The 16,021-nt window shown below is 67.8% G+C and carries 11 protein-coding genes; 7 read left to right on the plus strand and 4 right to left on the minus strand.

Translation table 11 applies throughout. The features are described from left to right. Nucleotides 1-2: 2 nt before the first annotated feature. Complete coding sequence (gene lpdA / locus CLM73_RS10750) at nt 3-1,406, plus strand: dihydrolipoyl dehydrogenase (RefSeq protein ID WP_105238422.1); 1,404 nt, start codon at nt 3-5, stop codon at nt 1,404-1,406. A 75-nt stretch (nt 1,407-1,481) separates the two neighbouring features. On the opposite strand, the gene CLM73_RS10755 is transcribed toward lpdA, so the two are convergent. Next, nucleotides 1,482-3,506, minus strand: a complete 2,025-nt coding sequence (locus CLM73_RS10755) for a PEP/pyruvate-binding domain-containing protein (RefSeq protein WP_105238423.1) — start codon at nt 3,504-3,506, stop codon at nt 1,482-1,484. Between the two features lie 51 nt (nt 3,507-3,557). Then, nucleotides 3,558-3,995, minus strand: coding sequence for a GFA family protein (locus CLM73_RS10760; RefSeq protein ID WP_105238424.1), 438 nt, complete (start codon nt 3,993-3,995; stop codon nt 3,558-3,560). Nucleotides 3,996-4,091: 96 nt separating this feature from the next. Here CLM73_RS10760 and CLM73_RS10765 point away from each other — a divergent pair, with 96 nt between their 5' ends. Beyond that, complete coding sequence (locus CLM73_RS10765) at nt 4,092-4,982, plus strand: LysR family transcriptional regulator (RefSeq protein WP_199778280.1); 891 nt, start codon at nt 4,092-4,094, stop codon at nt 4,980-4,982. A 58-nt stretch (nt 4,983-5,040) separates the two neighbouring features. Here CLM73_RS10765 and argH read toward each other — a convergent pair whose 3' ends face one another. Further along, nucleotides 5,041-6,462 carry an argininosuccinate lyase gene (argH, locus tag CLM73_RS10770; RefSeq protein WP_105238425.1) on the minus strand — a complete coding sequence of 474 codons (1,422 nt, stop codon included), beginning with the start codon at nt 6,460-6,462 and terminating at the stop codon, nt 5,041-5,043. A gap of 136 nt (nt 6,463-6,598) precedes the next feature. Between argH and CLM73_RS10775 the strand changes: the two genes are divergently transcribed. The 3 genes from CLM73_RS10775 (at nt 6,599) to CLM73_RS10785 (ending at nt 10,728) form a co-directional block, all read left to right on the plus strand. Then, nucleotides 6,599-7,966, plus strand: coding sequence for a mechanosensitive ion channel family protein (locus CLM73_RS10775; RefSeq protein WP_105238426.1), 1,368 nt, complete (start codon nt 6,599-6,601; stop codon nt 7,964-7,966). A gap of 154 nt (nt 7,967-8,120) precedes the next feature. Next, nucleotides 8,121-10,187: an NAD(+) synthase gene (locus CLM73_RS10780; RefSeq protein ID WP_105238427.1), complete on the plus strand. Its 2,067-nt coding sequence runs from the start codon at nt 8,121-8,123 to the stop codon at nt 10,185-10,187. Between the two features lie 202 nt (nt 10,188-10,389). Beyond that, nucleotides 10,390-10,728 carry a P-II family nitrogen regulator gene (locus tag CLM73_RS10785; RefSeq protein ID WP_006386376.1) on the plus strand — a complete coding sequence of 113 codons (339 nt, stop codon included), beginning with the start codon at nt 10,390-10,392 and terminating at the stop codon, nt 10,726-10,728. 72 nt (nt 10,729-10,800) lie between these two features. On the opposite strand, the gene gspF is transcribed toward CLM73_RS10785, so the two are convergent. Next, nucleotides 10,801-12,006: a type II secretion system inner membrane protein GspF gene (gspF, locus tag CLM73_RS10790; RefSeq protein ID WP_105238428.1), complete on the minus strand. Its 1,206-nt coding sequence runs from the start codon at nt 12,004-12,006 to the stop codon at nt 10,801-10,803. A gap of 176 nt (nt 12,007-12,182) precedes the next feature. On the opposite strand from gspF, the gene gspD reads away from it, so the two are divergent. Continuing rightward, on the plus strand, nt 12,183-14,549 hold the full coding sequence (gene gspD, locus CLM73_RS10795) for a type II secretion system secretin GspD (RefSeq protein WP_105238429.1): 2,367 nt from the start codon (nt 12,183-12,185) through the stop codon (nt 14,547-14,549). Next, nucleotides 14,546-15,973 carry a type II secretion system ATPase GspE gene (gspE, locus tag CLM73_RS10800; RefSeq protein ID WP_105238430.1) on the plus strand — a complete coding sequence of 476 codons (1,428 nt, stop codon included), beginning with the start codon at nt 14,546-14,548 and terminating at the stop codon, nt 15,971-15,973. Before gspD ends, gspE begins: the two co-directional genes overlap by 4 nt. Nucleotides 15,974-16,021 lie beyond the last annotated feature (48 nt).

Here is a 16,021-nt window from a genome sequence, read left to right on the forward strand (position 1 = left end):
GCATGAGCCAGATCACAAAGACAACGACATTGCTGGTGATCGGCGGCGGCCCCGGCGGCTACGTGGCCGCCATCCGCGCCGGGCAGCTGGGCGTGCCGACCATCCTGGTCGAGGGCGCGCAGTTGGGCGGCACCTGCCTGAATATCGGCTGCATCCCGTCCAAGGCACTGATCCACGCGGCCGAGGAATTCGACAAGGCGCGTCACTACGCCGGCGAATCGGCGCTGGGCATCGCGGTCGACGCGCCGCGCATCGATATCGCCAAGACCGTGGCCTGGAAGGACGGCATCGTCGGCAAGCTGACGGGCGGCGTGGGCGCGCTGCTCAAGAAGAACGGCGTGGAAGTCGTGCGCGGCTGGGCCACGCTGCTGGACGGCAAGACGGCCGAAGTCGAAACGCCCGACGCCGGCCGCATCCGCATCCAGTGCGAGCACCTGCTTCTGGCGGCGGGTTCCGAACCCACGCCGCTGCCGTCGCTGCCTTTCGGCGGCACGGTGGTGTCGTCCACTGAAGCCCTGTCGCCCACGAGCATTCCCAAGCAGCTCGTGGTGGTGGGCGGTGGCTACATCGGGCTGGAACTGGGCACCGTGTACCGCAAGCTGGGCGCCGAAGTCGCCGTGGTCGAGGCGCAGGACCGCATTTTGCCGACCTATGACGCCGAACTCACCAAGCCCGTCGCGGCCGCGCTCGGCAAGATGGGCGTCGCGCTGCATCTGGGGCGCAAGGTGCTGGGGCTGAACGGCAAGGGTGACGCGGTGCGCGTGCAGGACGCCAGCGGCGCTGAAACCCTGCTGCCCGCCGACCGCGTGCTGATCTCGGTGGGGCGCCGCCCGCGCACGCAAGGCTGGGGACTGGAAAGCCTGCAGCTCGATCGCAAGGGCAACGCGTTGCGCATCGACGACCAATGCCGCACGTCGATGCGCGATGTCTGGGCTATCGGCGACATCGCGGGCGAGCCCATGCTGGCGCACCGGGCGATGGCGCAGGGCGAGATGGTGGCCGAGCTGGTGGCGGGCAAGCGCCGCCACTTCCAGCCGGCGTCCATCCCGGCCGTGTGCTTCACCGATCCCGAGGTCGTGGTCGCGGGCCTGTCGCCGCAAGAGGCCGAAAGCGCCGGGCTGGACTGCGTGACCGCATCCTTCCCCTTCGCCGCCAACGGCCGCGCCATGACGCTGGAATCCACCGACGGCTTTGTCCGCGTGGTGGCCCGGCGCGACAATCATCTGATTGTTGGGTGGCAGGCGGTGGGGCGCGCGGTGTCGGAGCTGTCGACGGCGTTTGGTCAGTCGCTGGAAATGGGCGCGACGCTGGAAGACGTGGCGGGCACGATCCACGCGCATCCCACGCTGGGCGAGGCGGTGCAGGAAGCCGCGCTCAAGGCGCTGGGGCACGCGTTGCATATCTGAAGGCGGGACACGGCGCGGATGCAACGTCCGCGCCGTGCGTGTTTCGCACTTGCCTACCGCCCCGCGCAATGACTATCAGCGCCCGCCGTCGATATACGGCCGCGCCTGCAGGATCAGGATCTCGTCGCCTTGCACGGCCCATTCGATGTCCTGATCCACATTTCCCAGCCGCTTTTTCACCTGCCGTCCCACGGTGGCCAGGCGCGCGACCAGCGTGTCGTTCAGCACCTGCCTGGCGCCCTCGATGGGCACTTCGCGCACGCCGCCGCCAACGGCTGCCACGAGCTGCGTGTCCTCGGCGGATCGGCTCAGCACCTGCACGGCCTTGGACCAGCTGGAATACATGACCTGCTCGGCCTGGCGCTTTCCTTCCACCACCTTGATGCCCAGCCCGCGCTTGGCGGACAGGTAGGTGACATGGCGGCGCGAGGCGTCGAAGGGATCGCGCGTGATCATGACGCCCGAGCTGTCCGATGCCGCGGCCAGCTGCACCAGCACCGCCATGACCACCGCGTCCTGGTTGAAGCCCGCAGCGCGGCGCGCCTCGTAAGCCTCGAAGTTGTAGACCGACGCCCACACCGTCTGCACGGCCCGGGCCAGCGCATCGGCCTGCGTGACATTGGGCACGGTGGTGTACAGGCCCGCGCCGCTGAAGCCTGGCAGGTCTTCCGAATTGGACGAGCTGCGCACGAAGACGCCGCGGCCGCCCAGCTGTTTTTTCCAGCGGGCGAGCCAGTCGGCCGAGAGGGCGGCGTCGGGCGTCGCGTCGATGATGTCCTGACGCAGCTTGGCTAGCTCCGCGCGCCGCACGTTGGCGTCGGCCGCGAAGTCGGGCCGCTGCGCCAGCGCCGCGACGCGGGCAGGCACGCCCAGTTTGTCCATGAACGCCGCGTACTGGGCAAACGGAATGCAAAAGCCGTCCGGCACATTGGCCGCGGGCGGCAGCACGGCCTTCAATGCGCCCAGGTTCGCCGCCTTGACGCCGCAGTAGCGGCTGTCGCGCGTGGTCATGCCGGACAGCGGTTTGACGGCCCGCACCGACAGGTCGGGCTTGGGCAGCGGCGTTACGGTGGTTGGCGTTGCCGCCGCCGACGGAGAAGCCCCCGCGGCGGGCTGCTCGATGCGCTGAACCCGGTAGCCGTTGTTTTCCACGGTCAGCTCGACCCACTGGCCGTCATGCTCGCGCAGGACCGCGTCGGCGTCGCGCACGTAGGCATTGGGAATGCGCCAGCCCTTGGCCAGCAGGTTCACGTGCGACAGCAGGGTGGACGGCCGCTGCGTGACCAGACCGGCCACGGGCGTCAGCGCGACGGGAACCTCGTCCAGCACCACGATGTCGGTGGGCGACAGGTCAGGCGTCTCGTCCACGGATTTGACGATGCGCAGCCGGCCTTGCGCGCGCCCGGTGTTCAGCGGCAGGAACTTCTGCTCGCGCAGCAGCGCCTCCTGCGTGACAACATCCATCCCGGCGCGCTGCGCCGTCTGCTCCTGCAAGGTGGAGTTGCTCTTGAAGCGAAGCGGTTCGTAGAACGTGGCCGCCAGCCGCTGCGCGGTCAGGGTCAGCAGTTCCGGCGTCAGCAGATCGCCTTCCCAGAACTCATAGGTGTAGCCCGGCAGACCGTTCTGCCAGCTCAAAGTGCCGAACAGCAGGCGCCGGTTGGGATCCTTGTACTGCGCGATCAGCTTGGCCTTGTCGCCGGACAGCAGACGCCGTTCGCGCGCAAAGGTCTCGTGCAGGCCGTAGCGGGGCGTGTGCAGGTAGTAGATGCGGTCCTTGCGCTGGCGGTCGATCACGAACAGCACATGTGGAATTTCCAGCGGCGTGCCGGCGTTGTAGACCCGCGCCAGTTGATCGAATTCGGCCCGGGTCTGGATCTTCTCCAGAAACCGCGGGCCGCCCCACCGCGCGTCCTCCGCCTTGCGCGCCTCGACCTCGTCGGGGCGCAGGGGGCGGCCGTTTTCGTAGGGGGAGGGCTTGCGGGCGGTTTGGGCTTGGGCTGGCGACACACCGACGCTAGCCAGCAGCGTGGAAGCGGCCAGTACAGCCAGGGACATGCGTAGCGGAGCAAAGGGCTTGAGCGGCGCGCGCGCGAGAGACATGGTCTGGGGGACAGAACGGCGAAGGCGCCATCATATCGGACCTTTGCCCCATCACCCTCCCATCACCACCCGCACAAACTCCTCCGGCGACGGGCTTTCGGGCCAGCTCGGCACATCATCCGGCAAGTTCAGCCAGGCGTGTTTGCGGCGTGTCCAGATATGCGCGGCCGGCGCCAGCCCGGCCGCCTCGTCCAGCGTGCCGGCGCGCAGCACCCGCATGCCGGGGGCGGCTTCGGTCGTGTTGAAGATGCGCGTGTGGCAGCCCGCGCACAGAAACTGGCAAGACCGCTTTCCCTCGTGTTCATGGCGGTATTCGTCGAGCGCACCGGTTATGCTCATCGCCGTTTCGGGCAACAGCAGGTGTAGCCCGAAGGCGCTGCCGCTCCAGCGCTGGCAGTTCTGGCAATGGCAGGCGTAGACGATCGGCTTGCCGGCCGGGTCGATGGAGTAGCGGACGGCGCCGCAGCGGCATTGGCCGGTCAGGGACATGAACGGGTTCCTTCAACTTCAATAGAGTGCGACAGGATGCCCGCGATGCCGGCCGCCGGGAACCGCCAGAATGAACCATCCGTTAGCAGATTTTGTATGAGCATTGATTCTCTCGATTGGGAAAGCCAGCGTGTCTTTCTAGCCGTCTTGCGTACCGGCAGCCTGTCGGGCGCGGCCCGGATGCTGGGCATTGCGCAGGCCACCGCCCGCCGCCGCATCGAAAAGCTGGAAAGCAGTGTAGGCGTGAGCCTCTTTCTGCGAACCCCGGCGGGGCTTCAGCCCACGGACGCGGCGCGCGAACTGGGCGAGCACGTCGAGGCCATGGACGCGGCGGCGCGGGCGTTCACCCGGCGGGCGGGCGAGGGGGCGGATGCGGCCGAAGGTGTCGTGCGCATCACCAGCAGTGAATTGCTGGGCGTCGAGGTGCTGCCGCCGATGCTGCTGGAAATCCGCCGGACGCTGCCCGCGGTGCGGCTGGAACTGAGCGTGCAGGACCGCCTGGAAGCCTTGCCCCGGCAGGAAGCCGACATCGCGGTCCGGTTGCAGCGTCCCAGCGAAGCCAACGTGGTGGCGCGCCGCGCCGGCGCGCTGCGGGTCGGGCTGTACGCCACGGCGGACTGCATCCAGGCGTATGGGCTCCCGCAAACCCGCGACGAATTGCGGCACATGCCGATGATCGGCCCCGATCGCCGCCTGGCCGACCGCCGCGTGCTGGCCGAGCAGGGCGTGATCGACGCCGACCAGCCGTTTGCCATTGCTTGCGACCACCACGTCGCGCAGTTCGCCGCCCTGAAGGCCGGCCTGGGCGTCGGCGTATGTCCGCGTCAGCTTGCGAAGCCGCTGGAGCTGGTGCCGGTGCTGGCGCAGGAGATCGGTTTTGACGTCGACGTCTGGATTGCCATGCACGGCGATCTGCGGCGCGTGAAGCGCGTGGCGGGCGTGTTCGATGCGCTGGCGCGGGAACTGGACGGCTGGCTGGCGGGGTAGAAACAACAAGGCCCCCGGAAAGGGGGCCTTGCAGTCGAGCCGTCAGCCGGATTGGCAATCAGCCTTCAGCCGTTTCCGCCAGCACGCGCTGGGCCTCTTCGGCCACGCGCTCGGGGGCGGTGCCGCCCACGTGCTTGCGCGCGGCGACCGAGCCTTCCAGCGTCAGCACCTGATGCACGTCTTCGGTGATGCTGGAATGGTAGGCCGTCAGTTCCGCGGTGGACAGGTCGGCCAGATCGCAGCCGCGCTGTTCGCAGTCGCGCACGGCGTGGGCCACGACTTCGTGGGCGTCGCGGAAGGGCACGCCGCGCTTGACCAGGTAGTCGGCCAAGTCGGTGGCGGTGGCAAAGCCTTGCAGCGCCGCGGCGCGCATGTTGTCGGCCTTGACCTTGATGCCGCCGGCCATGTCCGCGAAGATCGTGAGCGTGTCGCGCAGCGTGTCGGCCGTGTCGAACAGGCCTTCCTTGTCTTCCTGGTTGTCCTTGTTGTAGGCCAGGGGCTGGCCCTTCATCAGGGTCAGCAGGGCGACGAGGTTGCCGTTGACGCGGCCGGTCTTGCCGCGGGCAAGCTCAGGCACGTCGGGGTTCTTTTTCTGCGGCATGATCGAGCTGCCGGTGCAGAAGCGGTCGGCCAGGTCAATAAAGCCCACGCGCGGGCTCATCCAGAGCACCAGCTCTTCGGACAGGCGCGAGACGTGCGTCATGATCAGCGCGCCGGCGGCGCAGAATTCGATGGCGAAGTCGCGGTCGGAGACGGCGTCCAGCGAATTGCGGCACACGCCTTCAAAGCCCAGGGTCTTGGCGACGCGTTCGCGGTCGATCGGGAACGACGTGCCGGCCAGGGCGGCGGCGCCCAGCGGCAGGCGGTTCACGCGGCGGCGGCAGTCGGCCAGGCGCTCGGCGTCGCGGCCGAACATTTCGGCGTAGGCGAGCAGGTGATGGCCGAAGGTGACGGGCTGGGCCACTTGCAGGTGCGTGAAGCCCGGCATGATGGTGCCGGCGTTTTCCAGCGCGACCGTCGCCAGGGCGTGGCGCAACTGGCGCAAGAGGATCTGCAGGGTGTCGATTTCGTCACGCAGCCACAGGCGGATGTCGGTGGCGACCTGGTCGTTGCGCGAACGGCCGGTGTGCAGGCGCTTGCCCGCATCGCCCACCAGTTCCACCAGGCGCTTTTCGATGTTCAGATGGACGTCTTCCAGGTCGAGCAGCCACTGGAACGAGCCGGCGTCGATTTCGGACAGGATCTGCGTCATGCCGCGCTGGATGTCGGCCAGATCCTGGGCGCCGATGATGCCCTGGGCGGCCAGCATGTCTGCGTGCGCGAGCGAGCCCTGGATGTCGTGGCGCGCCAGGCGCTTGTCGAAATCCACGGACGCCGTGTAGCGTTTGACGAGTTCGGAAACCGGCTCGGAGAACCGGGCGGACCAGGCCTGCGCCTTGTTGGCGAACTGGTTTTGATCGGGGGAGGGAGTCTTTGCCATGATGGCCGGGATTATAGGGCCTCGCGCCGCGCCGGGCGATCTGGGCGCCTGTAATGCGGGGCCGGAACCCGCGATCGGGGCGAGTTGTCGGATAATCCCCGGTTAGTTTCAAGACCTGAAAAGCGAGTACGGATCCATGCCCCTGGAATGGGAAGAGCTAGTCACCCAACTTGATACCCACATGCCGCGGGAGATCTGGGCGCAGACGCTGATCGGAGTCGGCGTGCTCATCCTGACCGCGCTGTTCGTGCAGTGGGTCGTCGCGCGCGTCGTCCTCTTGCTGGCCCACCGGCTGCTGGTCGCCAGCGGCCGCGTCGACTGGGACAAGGCGCTGCAGCGCCGCCGCGCGTATCAGAACCTTTGGTACGCGGTGCCGTTTGCGGTGGTGTCTGTGGGCATCGACCTGGTGCCCCACGCCGAACGGGCGGTGTCTGTTGTGGGCCGGCTGGCGCACGCGGGCGCCTGGATCTGCGTGTTCATTGCGTTCTCGGGCGTGCTGAGCGCCTGGCAGGACACCTATTCGGCCACGACCCGCGCGCAGACCCGGTCCATCAAGGGCTACATCCAGATCGGCAAGCTGATCCTGGCGGCGGTATGCACCGTTCTGGTGCTTTCCATCCTGATCGACCGGTCACCGCTGTGGATGATCTCGGGCCTGGGCGCGCTGTCGGCGGTGCTGCTGCTGGTCTTCAAGGACACGCTCCTGTCGCTGGTGGCCAGCACGCAGCTCACCAGCAACGACATGCTGCGCATCGGCGACTGGATCGAGATGCCGCAATGCAACGCCGACGGCTTCGTCAAGGACATCGCCCTGCATACCGTCAAAGTGCAGAACTGGGACAACACCGTCACCACGGTGCCGACCTACAAGCTGTTCTCGGAAAGCTACCGCAACTACCGGCACATGTTCGAGTCGGGCGGCCGGCGCATCAAGCGCACCATCCGCATCGACGCCGCCAGCGTGCGCTTTCTGGCCGACGACGAACCGCAGCGCCTGATGAAGTTCCGGCTGCTGCACGACTACCTGCAGACCAAGACCCAGGACATCGTCCAGGCCAACCAGACGCTGGGCGAACTGGCCAGCGTGCCGGCCAACCGGCGCCGGCTGACCAACATCGGCACGCTGCGCGCCTACGCGCTGGCGTATCTGAAGCAGAATCCGGAAATCCGCCAGGACATGGCGATGATGGTGCGCATGATGGAGCCCACGTCTGAAGGCATCCCGGTGGAGGTCTATTGCTTTACCGCGGTGACCGCCTGGGTCGAATACGAGCGCATCCAGGGCGACGTCTTCGACCATCTGCTGGCGATCCTGCCGGAACTGGGCCTGCGCCTGTACCAGCAGCCGTCCGGTGCGGATATCGGCGCGATGGGCAGCTACCTGCGCGACAGCGCCATCCAGGCGGCGCTGTCCGCCGAGCGCGACCGGCAAGGCCCTGTTCTGGACGGCGACGCGGCCCTGCCGTTCGAGCGGGGGCTGACGGACGGCAAGATGCCGCGCTAGGTTTGAAGATCCGGCCTGCGCCGTCATCGCGCCCGCCGCCCACGCGGGGCGCGGCCGGCAGAGGGCCGTGAGATAATCCGGCGGTTGTTTCCAGGGCCTTGGAATTCCAGGCGCCCAGGCAAAACCCCCAGCGAAACTCCAGGCGAAACCCCCGATGCCGAACCCGTTCTTCAACCTGTATTCCCACGGCTTCGCCCGGGTCGCGGTCGGCGTGCCCGAGTGCCGGGTCGCCGATCCCGCCTTCAATGCCGCGCAGACCATCGCGCTGGCGCAGCAGGCCGCCCAGGGCGGCGCGGTGCTGGCGGCGTTTCCTGAATTGGGCCTGTCGGCCTACACCTGCGACGACCTCTTCCATCAGAAGGCCTTGCTGGACGCCTGCGAGGCGGCGCTGGCGCAAGTGGTCGAGGCCACGGCCGACCTGGACATCGCCATCGTCGTCGGCGCGCCGTTGCGCGTGGCCCACCAGCTGTTCAACTGCGCGGTGGTTGCCGCGGGCGGACGCATCCTCGGGGTGGTGCCCAAGACCTATCTGCCCAATTACGGCGAGTTCTACGAAGCCCGTCAGTTCAGCGCCGCCGATTGCGCCATCGATACGCAGATCGAGCTGCTGGGCCAGACGGTCCCGTTTGGGGCCGAGCTGCTGTTCCAGATGGAAAAGCTGCCGCTGTTCCAGTTCCACGTTGAAATCTGCGAAGACGTCTGGGTGCCGATTCCCCCGTCGTCCTACGCCGCGCTGGCCGGCGCCACGGTGCTGGTCAACCTGTCGGCTTCCAATATCGTCGTCGGCAAGTCCGAATACCGCCACCAGCTCGTGTCGCAGCAATCGGCGCGCTGCCTGTCGGCCTATATGTACACGTCGGCCGGGCGGGGCGAATCCTCGACGGATCTGGCCTGGGACGGCCAGGCGCTCATCTACGAAAACGGCGAGCTGCTGGCCGAATCCGAGCGCTTCCTGAATCATTCGCACCTGGTGTTTTCGGACGTCGACCTGGAACGCCTGTCGCGCGAGCGCATGCGCCAGAGCACCTTCGGCCAGTCGGTGCGCCGCCATCAGGACGAGGTCCGCAAGTTCCGCCGCGTGGCGGTGCCGGTGAATCCGCCGCTGGAAGACACCGAACTGCCGCTGGAACGCCGCGTGGCGCGCTTTCCCTATGTGCCGGCCGACCCCCAGCGCCGCGACGCGCGCTGCAAGGAGGTCTACAACATCCAGGTGCAGGCGCTGGCGCAGCGGCTGTCGGCCAGCGGCATGAAGAAGGTGGTCATCGGCATTTCGGGCGGGCTGGATTCCACGCACGCGCTGCTGGTCTGCGCCAAGGCCATGGACGCCCTGGACCTGCCGCGCGCCAACATCCTGGCCGTCACGATGCCGGGTTTTGCCACCAGCACCCGCACGCTGCAGCAGGCGCGCCGCCTGATGGCGGTGGTGGGCTGCACGGCGTCCGAGATCGACATCCGCCCGAGCTGCCTGCAGATGCTCAAGGACCTGGGCCATCCCTACGCGAACGGCGAGCCGGTCTACGACATCACATTCGAAAACGTGCAGGCGGGCGAGCGCACCAATCACCTGTTCCGCCTGGCCAACTTCAGCAACGCCATCGTCATCGGCACGGGCGACCTGAGCGAACTTGCACTGGGTTGGTGCACGTACGGCGTGGGCGATCACATGTCGCACTACAGCGTCAACGCCAGCGTGCCCAAGACGCTGATCACGCACCTGGTGCGCTGGGTGGCCGAATCCGGCCGCCTGGGCGACGACGGCGCGCAGGTGCTGCTGGACGTGCTGGGCACGGACGTCAGCCCCGAGCTGGTGCCCGGCGGCGCGGACGACAAGCCCGAGCAAAAGAGCGAGGCGTCCATCGGCCCCTATGAATTGCAGGACTTCAACCTGTACTACACGCTGCGCTACGGCTTTGCGCCGACCAAGGTCGCGTTCCTGTCGTGGACGGCCTGGCGCGACCGCGAGGCCGGCGCCTGGCCCGAAGCCGGGCACGTCGCCCGCAACCAGTACGACCTGGCCGCCATCAAACGCAACCTGAAGATCTTCCTGGACAAATTCTTCCGGACCAGCCAGTTCAAGCGCACCTGCATCCCGAACGCGCCCAAGGTCGGCTCCGGCGGTTCGCTGTCGCCGCGCGGCGACTGGCGCGCGCCCAGCGACTCGGAATCGGTGGTCTGGATGCGGGAAGCCGACCGGATCCCGGACGAGGCGCCCGGCGCCTGACCGAAAACCGCTTGAGGCTGATACCGGCCGGACGGACTCCGATCGCGCAGACACCGATCGTTACCGAAGCGATCGGTGCGGGTCTTCCCGTGCGGCGTGGGGCTGGCCCTTGCGCGGTGGTATTCTCTCGTTCATCGCGCTCTGTCCCACGCAACAGCCGCCGGCAGCGCGCCGCACAGATCAAAAAACCAGGACGACCAACGTGAAACAAGTCACCGCCATCATCAAACCCTTCAAGCTCGACGAAGTCCGCGAGGCGCTGGCGGAAGTCGGCGTCAGCGGGCTGACCGTCACCGAAGTCAAGGGTTTCGGCCGCCAGAAGGGCCACACCGAACTCTATCGCGGCGCTGAATACGTGGTCGACTTCCTGCCCAAGATCCGCGTCGAAGTCGTGCTGCCGGACGATCAGGTCGAAGCCGCCATCGAAGCCGTCGTCAAGGCTGCCCGCACCGGCAAGATCGGCGACGGCAAGATCTTCGTGACCCCGGTTGAGCAGGCCATCCGCATCCGCACCGGCGAGAGCGACGAAGAGGCGCTCTGATCCGCAGCTTGCACGGGCCGCGCCGACACGCGGCCCGAATTTCAGCGGCCCGCAACCCTGCGGCCCACATCCCTACCTGATCAACTGGTTCATCTCCAGAATCGGCATCATCACCGCCAGCACGATCAGCAGGACAAATCCCCCCATCAGCAGTATCAGCGCCGGCTCCAGCAGCGCCGTCATCGCCATCGCGCGCCGCTCCAGGTCGCGCGACAAGTTCTGCGCACCCCGGTCCAGCAGCTCGGGCAGGCGGCCGGTTCTTTCGCCGCTGGCGATCAGATGCACCAGCAGCGACGGAAAGACCTTCTGCGCGCCGAGCGATGACGACAGCGCCGCGCCTTCACGCACCCGCGCCGCGGCTTCGTCCACCGCCAGGCGCAGCACGTCGTTGCTGAGCGTACGGCGCGCGGCCTCCAGCGCGGTCAGCAGGGCCACGCCGCTGCCCGACAGGATGGCGAGCGTGGACGCAAAGCGCGCGGCGTTCACCCCCAGCACGAAACGTCCGGCCAGCGGCAGCCGCAGCACACGCGCGTGCCAGGCCCGCCGCGCGGCCGGCGCCCGCAGCGTGTAGCGCCACAGCGCGATGATCGCCACCACGGCGATGCCCGTCACCGCGCCCCATTCGCGCACGTAATCCGACAGGCCCAGCATCACGCGCGTCAGCATCGGCAATTCCTGCTTGGCCTGGCTGAAGGCCGACACCACCTGCGGCACCACATAGCCCAGCAGGAAGATGACGATGACGACAGACACGCTGGCCACCACCGCGGGGTAGATGAACGCCGTCATGACCTTGCTGCGCAGGGTGTTGCGTTCCTCGATGTAGTCGGCCAGCTTCTCCATGACCTGCGCCAGGTCGCCCGACTCTTCGCCCGCGCCGATCAGCGCGCGATAGATCTCGGGAAAGTCGCGTGGCCGCGAGGCCAGCGCGGCGGACAGGCGATGGCCGGCGCGCACGTCGTCGCGCACGCCGCCCAGCGTGGCCGCGATGTGCTTTTTCTCGGCCTGTTCCAGCGTGGCGCTGAGCGCGGCATCCAGCGGCAGGCGCGCGGCCAGCAGGCTGGCGAGCTGGCGCGTCAGCCAGGCAAGATCCGCATCCGACAGGCGCGTGCGCAGCGCCGCGCCGAGGCCTTCGGCGCGCGCCGCCAGCGAGGTCGACAGCGGCAGCAGACCGCGGCCGCGCAACTGGTTGCGGGCGCCGCGTTCGGAGTCGGCGTCGATCGTGCCGCGCACGATTTTGCCGAGCGCATCGGTGGCTTCATAGCGAAAGGAGGGCATGACTGTAATAAAGCGGAAGCACCTGCCGAAATCGCCAAGAGCCCCGAATTTAAAGGGTTTCCAGCCCGTCACCTTGCCTTGGAAATATGACCGTAGTGTTGCAGTCACACCCCGTATACTCCGACGCGCTTTCACGTTTTCTCAAACGATTTCACGTCTCGGGCAACTATCTCGTCATGCGTCACATCGCGCAATTCAGCCTTGCTTTCCTGCTTGTTGCAAGCCAACTCGGACCCGCCGTCAGCACGGCCCACGCACAACAGGCGGACAACCGCGTCAGCCTGAACTTCGTCGATACGGACATCCCCGCGGTGTTGCGCGCGCTGTCCCTGTTCACGCAGCGCAACTTCCTCGTGGACCCCCGCGTCAAGGGCAAGCTCACGCTGGTTTCGGACCGGCCCGTGGATAGCGCGCAGGCCCTGTCCATGCTGACCGGTGCGCTGCGGCTGCAGGGTTTTGCCATCGTCGACGTGGACGGCGTGACGCGCGTGGTGCCCGAGGCCGATGCCAAGCTGCAAGGCAGCGCCGTCGTGGGCGGCGCGAAGCCCGCGGGCAGCGCGACCGCTGTGGGGGGCAGGGCGCCCGTGCCCGTGTCGTCCTTTGCCAAGCGCGGCGGCAACAGCGGTGAAATGCTGACGCGCGTGTTCCCGCTGAAGTACGAGAACGCCGCGAACCTGGTGCCGGTGCTGCGCCCGATGGTGCCGCCGAACAACCCGATCAACGCCTACCCCGGCAACAACACGCTGGTCGTGACGGACTACGCCGACAACCTGGAACGCATCGCCGCCGTCATCGCGCGCATCGACGTGCCCAGTTCGATGGACACCGACGTCGTCCCGGTGCAGTCGGCCATCGCGACGGACATCGCCATCCTGGCCTCGCAGTTGCTGGATACCCAGAGCAGCGATCCGACACAGCGCATCGCCATCGTGGCGGATCCGCGCAGCAACAGCGTGCTGGTGCGCTCGGGCAGCCCGGCCCGCACGCGGCTGGCGCGCGAGCTGATCCAGAAGCTGGACGCGCAGCAGAACCGTGCGGGCAACCTGCACGTGGTCTACATGCGCAACGCGCAGGCCACGCGCATCGCCGAGGTGCTGGGCGGGCTGCTGACGGGTCAGGCCAATTCGGCGCCGGGCGCGGCCCCGGGCGCCAGCAGCAGCACCGGCGGCACGCCGGGCGGCGCGCGTGCGCAGAACACGGCCAGCAGCACGTCGAACCAGGCGGGGCTGGGCATGTCCAGCCAGTCGGGCTCGTCGCGCGGCGGTCTGTCCGGCGAGCAGGAGCGCATCGCGCGCGAAGACAACTCGTCGCAGGCGGTGTCGTATTCCGCAGGGGGCGCCACCATCCAGGCGGACCCGGCCACCAACTCGCTCATCATCTCCGCGCCCGAGCCGCTGTACCGCAGCCTGCGTGAAGTGATCGACCAGCTGGACCAGCGCCGCGCGCAGGTGCTGGTGGAAAGCCTGATCGTGGAAGTCAGCGAGGAGAAGGCCGCGGAGTTCGGCATCCAGTGGATGACCGGGGCGGGCAACATCAACGGCAACGGCACCAGCTTCATCGGCGGCACAAACCTGGGCGGCAGCGGCATCACCGGCAACGGCCCGACGTCCATCGACGCGATAGGCCGCGGCCTGAGCCTGGGCGTGGTGAAGGGGACGGTGGATGTGCTGGGCAACGAAGTCATCAACCTGGGCGTGCTGGCGCGCGCCATGCAGAACACCGGCGAAGCCAACATCCTGTCCACGCCCAACCTGCTGACGCTGGACAACCAGTCGGCCAGCATCCTGGTCGGCAAGACGGTGCCGTTCGTGACGGGGCAGTACGTGACCTCGGGCAGCAACGGCAGCTCGAACCCGTTCCAGACGATCGAACGCGAGGATGTGGGCCTCAAGCTCAACATCCGCCCGCAGATCTCCGAAGGCGGCGCGGTCAAGCTCGACATCTACCAGGAAGTCAGCAGCATCGACGAAAGCCGCTCGACCCCCACGACCGGCATCGTCACCAACAAGCGCGCCATCGACACCAGCGTGCTGATCGACGACGGCCAGATCATCGTGCTGGGCGGCCTGCTGGAAGACAACGTGACGCTGACGTCCAATAGCGTGCCGGGCCTGGGCTCGCTGCCCGTGATCGGCTCGCTGTTCCGCTACGACACGCGCAAGCGCACCAAGACCAACCTGATGGTGTTCCTGCGTCCCTACGTGGTGCGCGACGCCAACCGCAGCGCCAGCGTCACGATGGACCGCTACGACTACATGCGCCGCGCCCAGGGCGCCGTGCAGCCGCGCGACCACTGGGCGCTGCCGGACATGCAGGCGCCCATCCTGCCGCTGCCCGGGTCGGCGCCGTCGGTGTCCAACAACGCCTACGACCTGCGTCCCGAACAGCAGGCGCAAACGCTGCGCCGCCCGCCGCCCACGACGGTGGAAACCTTCGCGGTGCGCCAGTATCCCGGCGCGCCGCCCGCGCCCGCGCAGCAGCCCATCCGCGCGCCCCGGCCGCTCATGATGACGGTGGCGGTGGACCCCGAGACTTTGCTATGAGCGCGCACCCCTTGCCCTATGCCTGGGCCCGCGCGCAGCGCGCGGTGCTGTCGCTGCGCGGAGGGCAGGCGCAGTTGACGGTCAGCCCGCGCACGCCTGAATGGGCGGTGCGCGAAATCCGGCGCTGCCACGGCGATATCGGCCTCACGCAGATCGACGACGAGGCGCTGGAGACGCTGCTGACCGCGGCGTACAGCCACTCGGAAGACGCGGCGTCGGTCATGGGCGTGGCGGAAAACGAGATCGACCTGGACCGCCTGATGCAGGACATGCCCGAAGTGGCGGACCTGCTGGAAGCGCAGGACGACGCGCCCGTTATCCGCATGATCAACGCGCTCTTTGCGCAGGCTGCGCGGGACGGCGCCAGCGACATCCACATCGAACCCTTCGAAACGCATTCCGTGGTGCGTTACCGCGTGGACGGGACACTGCGCGACGTGGTGTCGCCGCGCAAGGCGCTGCATGCCGCGCTGATTTCGCGCATCAAGATCATGGCGCATCTGGATATCGCCGAGAAACGGCTGCCGCAGGATGGCCGCATCGCGCTGCGCGTGGGCGGGCGGCCGATCGACGTGCGGGTGTCCACGCTGCCGACCGGGCATGGCGAACGCGCCGTGCTGCGTCTGCTGGATAAGGAAGCGGGACGCCTGCAACTGGAAAAGCTGGGCATGAGCCCCGGCGTGCTTGGGCAGCTGGACCGCCTGATCCGCCAGCCGCACGGCATCGTGCTGGTGACCGGCCCGACCGGCAGCGGCAAGACCACCACGCTGTACGCGGCGCTGAGCCGGCTGGACGCCTCCACCAGCAACATCCTGACGGTGGAAGACCCCATCGAATACGACCTGGCCGGCATCAGCCAGACGCAGGTCAACGCCAAGATCGACATGAGCTTTGCGCTGGCCCTGCGCGCCATCCTGCGCCAGGACCCGGACGTCATCATGATCGGCGAAATCCGCGACCTGGAAACCGCGCAGATCGCGGTGCAGGCATCGCTGACGGGCCACCTGGTGCTGGCCACGCTGCACACCAACGATTCGGTGTCGGCGGTCACGCGCTTGACCGACATGGGGGTCGAGCCCTTTCTGCTGGCGTCGTCGTTGCTGGGCGTGCTGGCGCAACGCCTGGTGCGCAAGCTATGCCCGGCGTGCAAGGCGCCGTCGAGGCTGGATGGCGTGCAGGTGTTTCACCCTGTCGGCTGCGAAGCCTGCAACCACACCGGCTACAGCGGCCGCTCCGGCATCCACGAGCTGTTCACGGTAGATGACGAGGCCCGCCGTTTAATCCACGAAGGCCGCGACGAGCGCGAACTGCGCCGCGCCGCGGCAGCGTCGGGGATGCGCAGCATGCGTGAAGACGGGCAGCGCTGGGTGGACGCAGGGCAGACATCGCCAGAAGAAATCCTGCGCGTGACGCGCGACGCGTAGCGCCCGCAATCGACTTGGTGTCAGACACCTCATTTAGTCCTACAAGTT

Source organism: Achromobacter spanius, assembly GCF_002966795.1.
GTDB lineage: Bacteria > Pseudomonadota > Gammaproteobacteria > Burkholderiales > Burkholderiaceae_B > Achromobacter > Achromobacter spanius_D.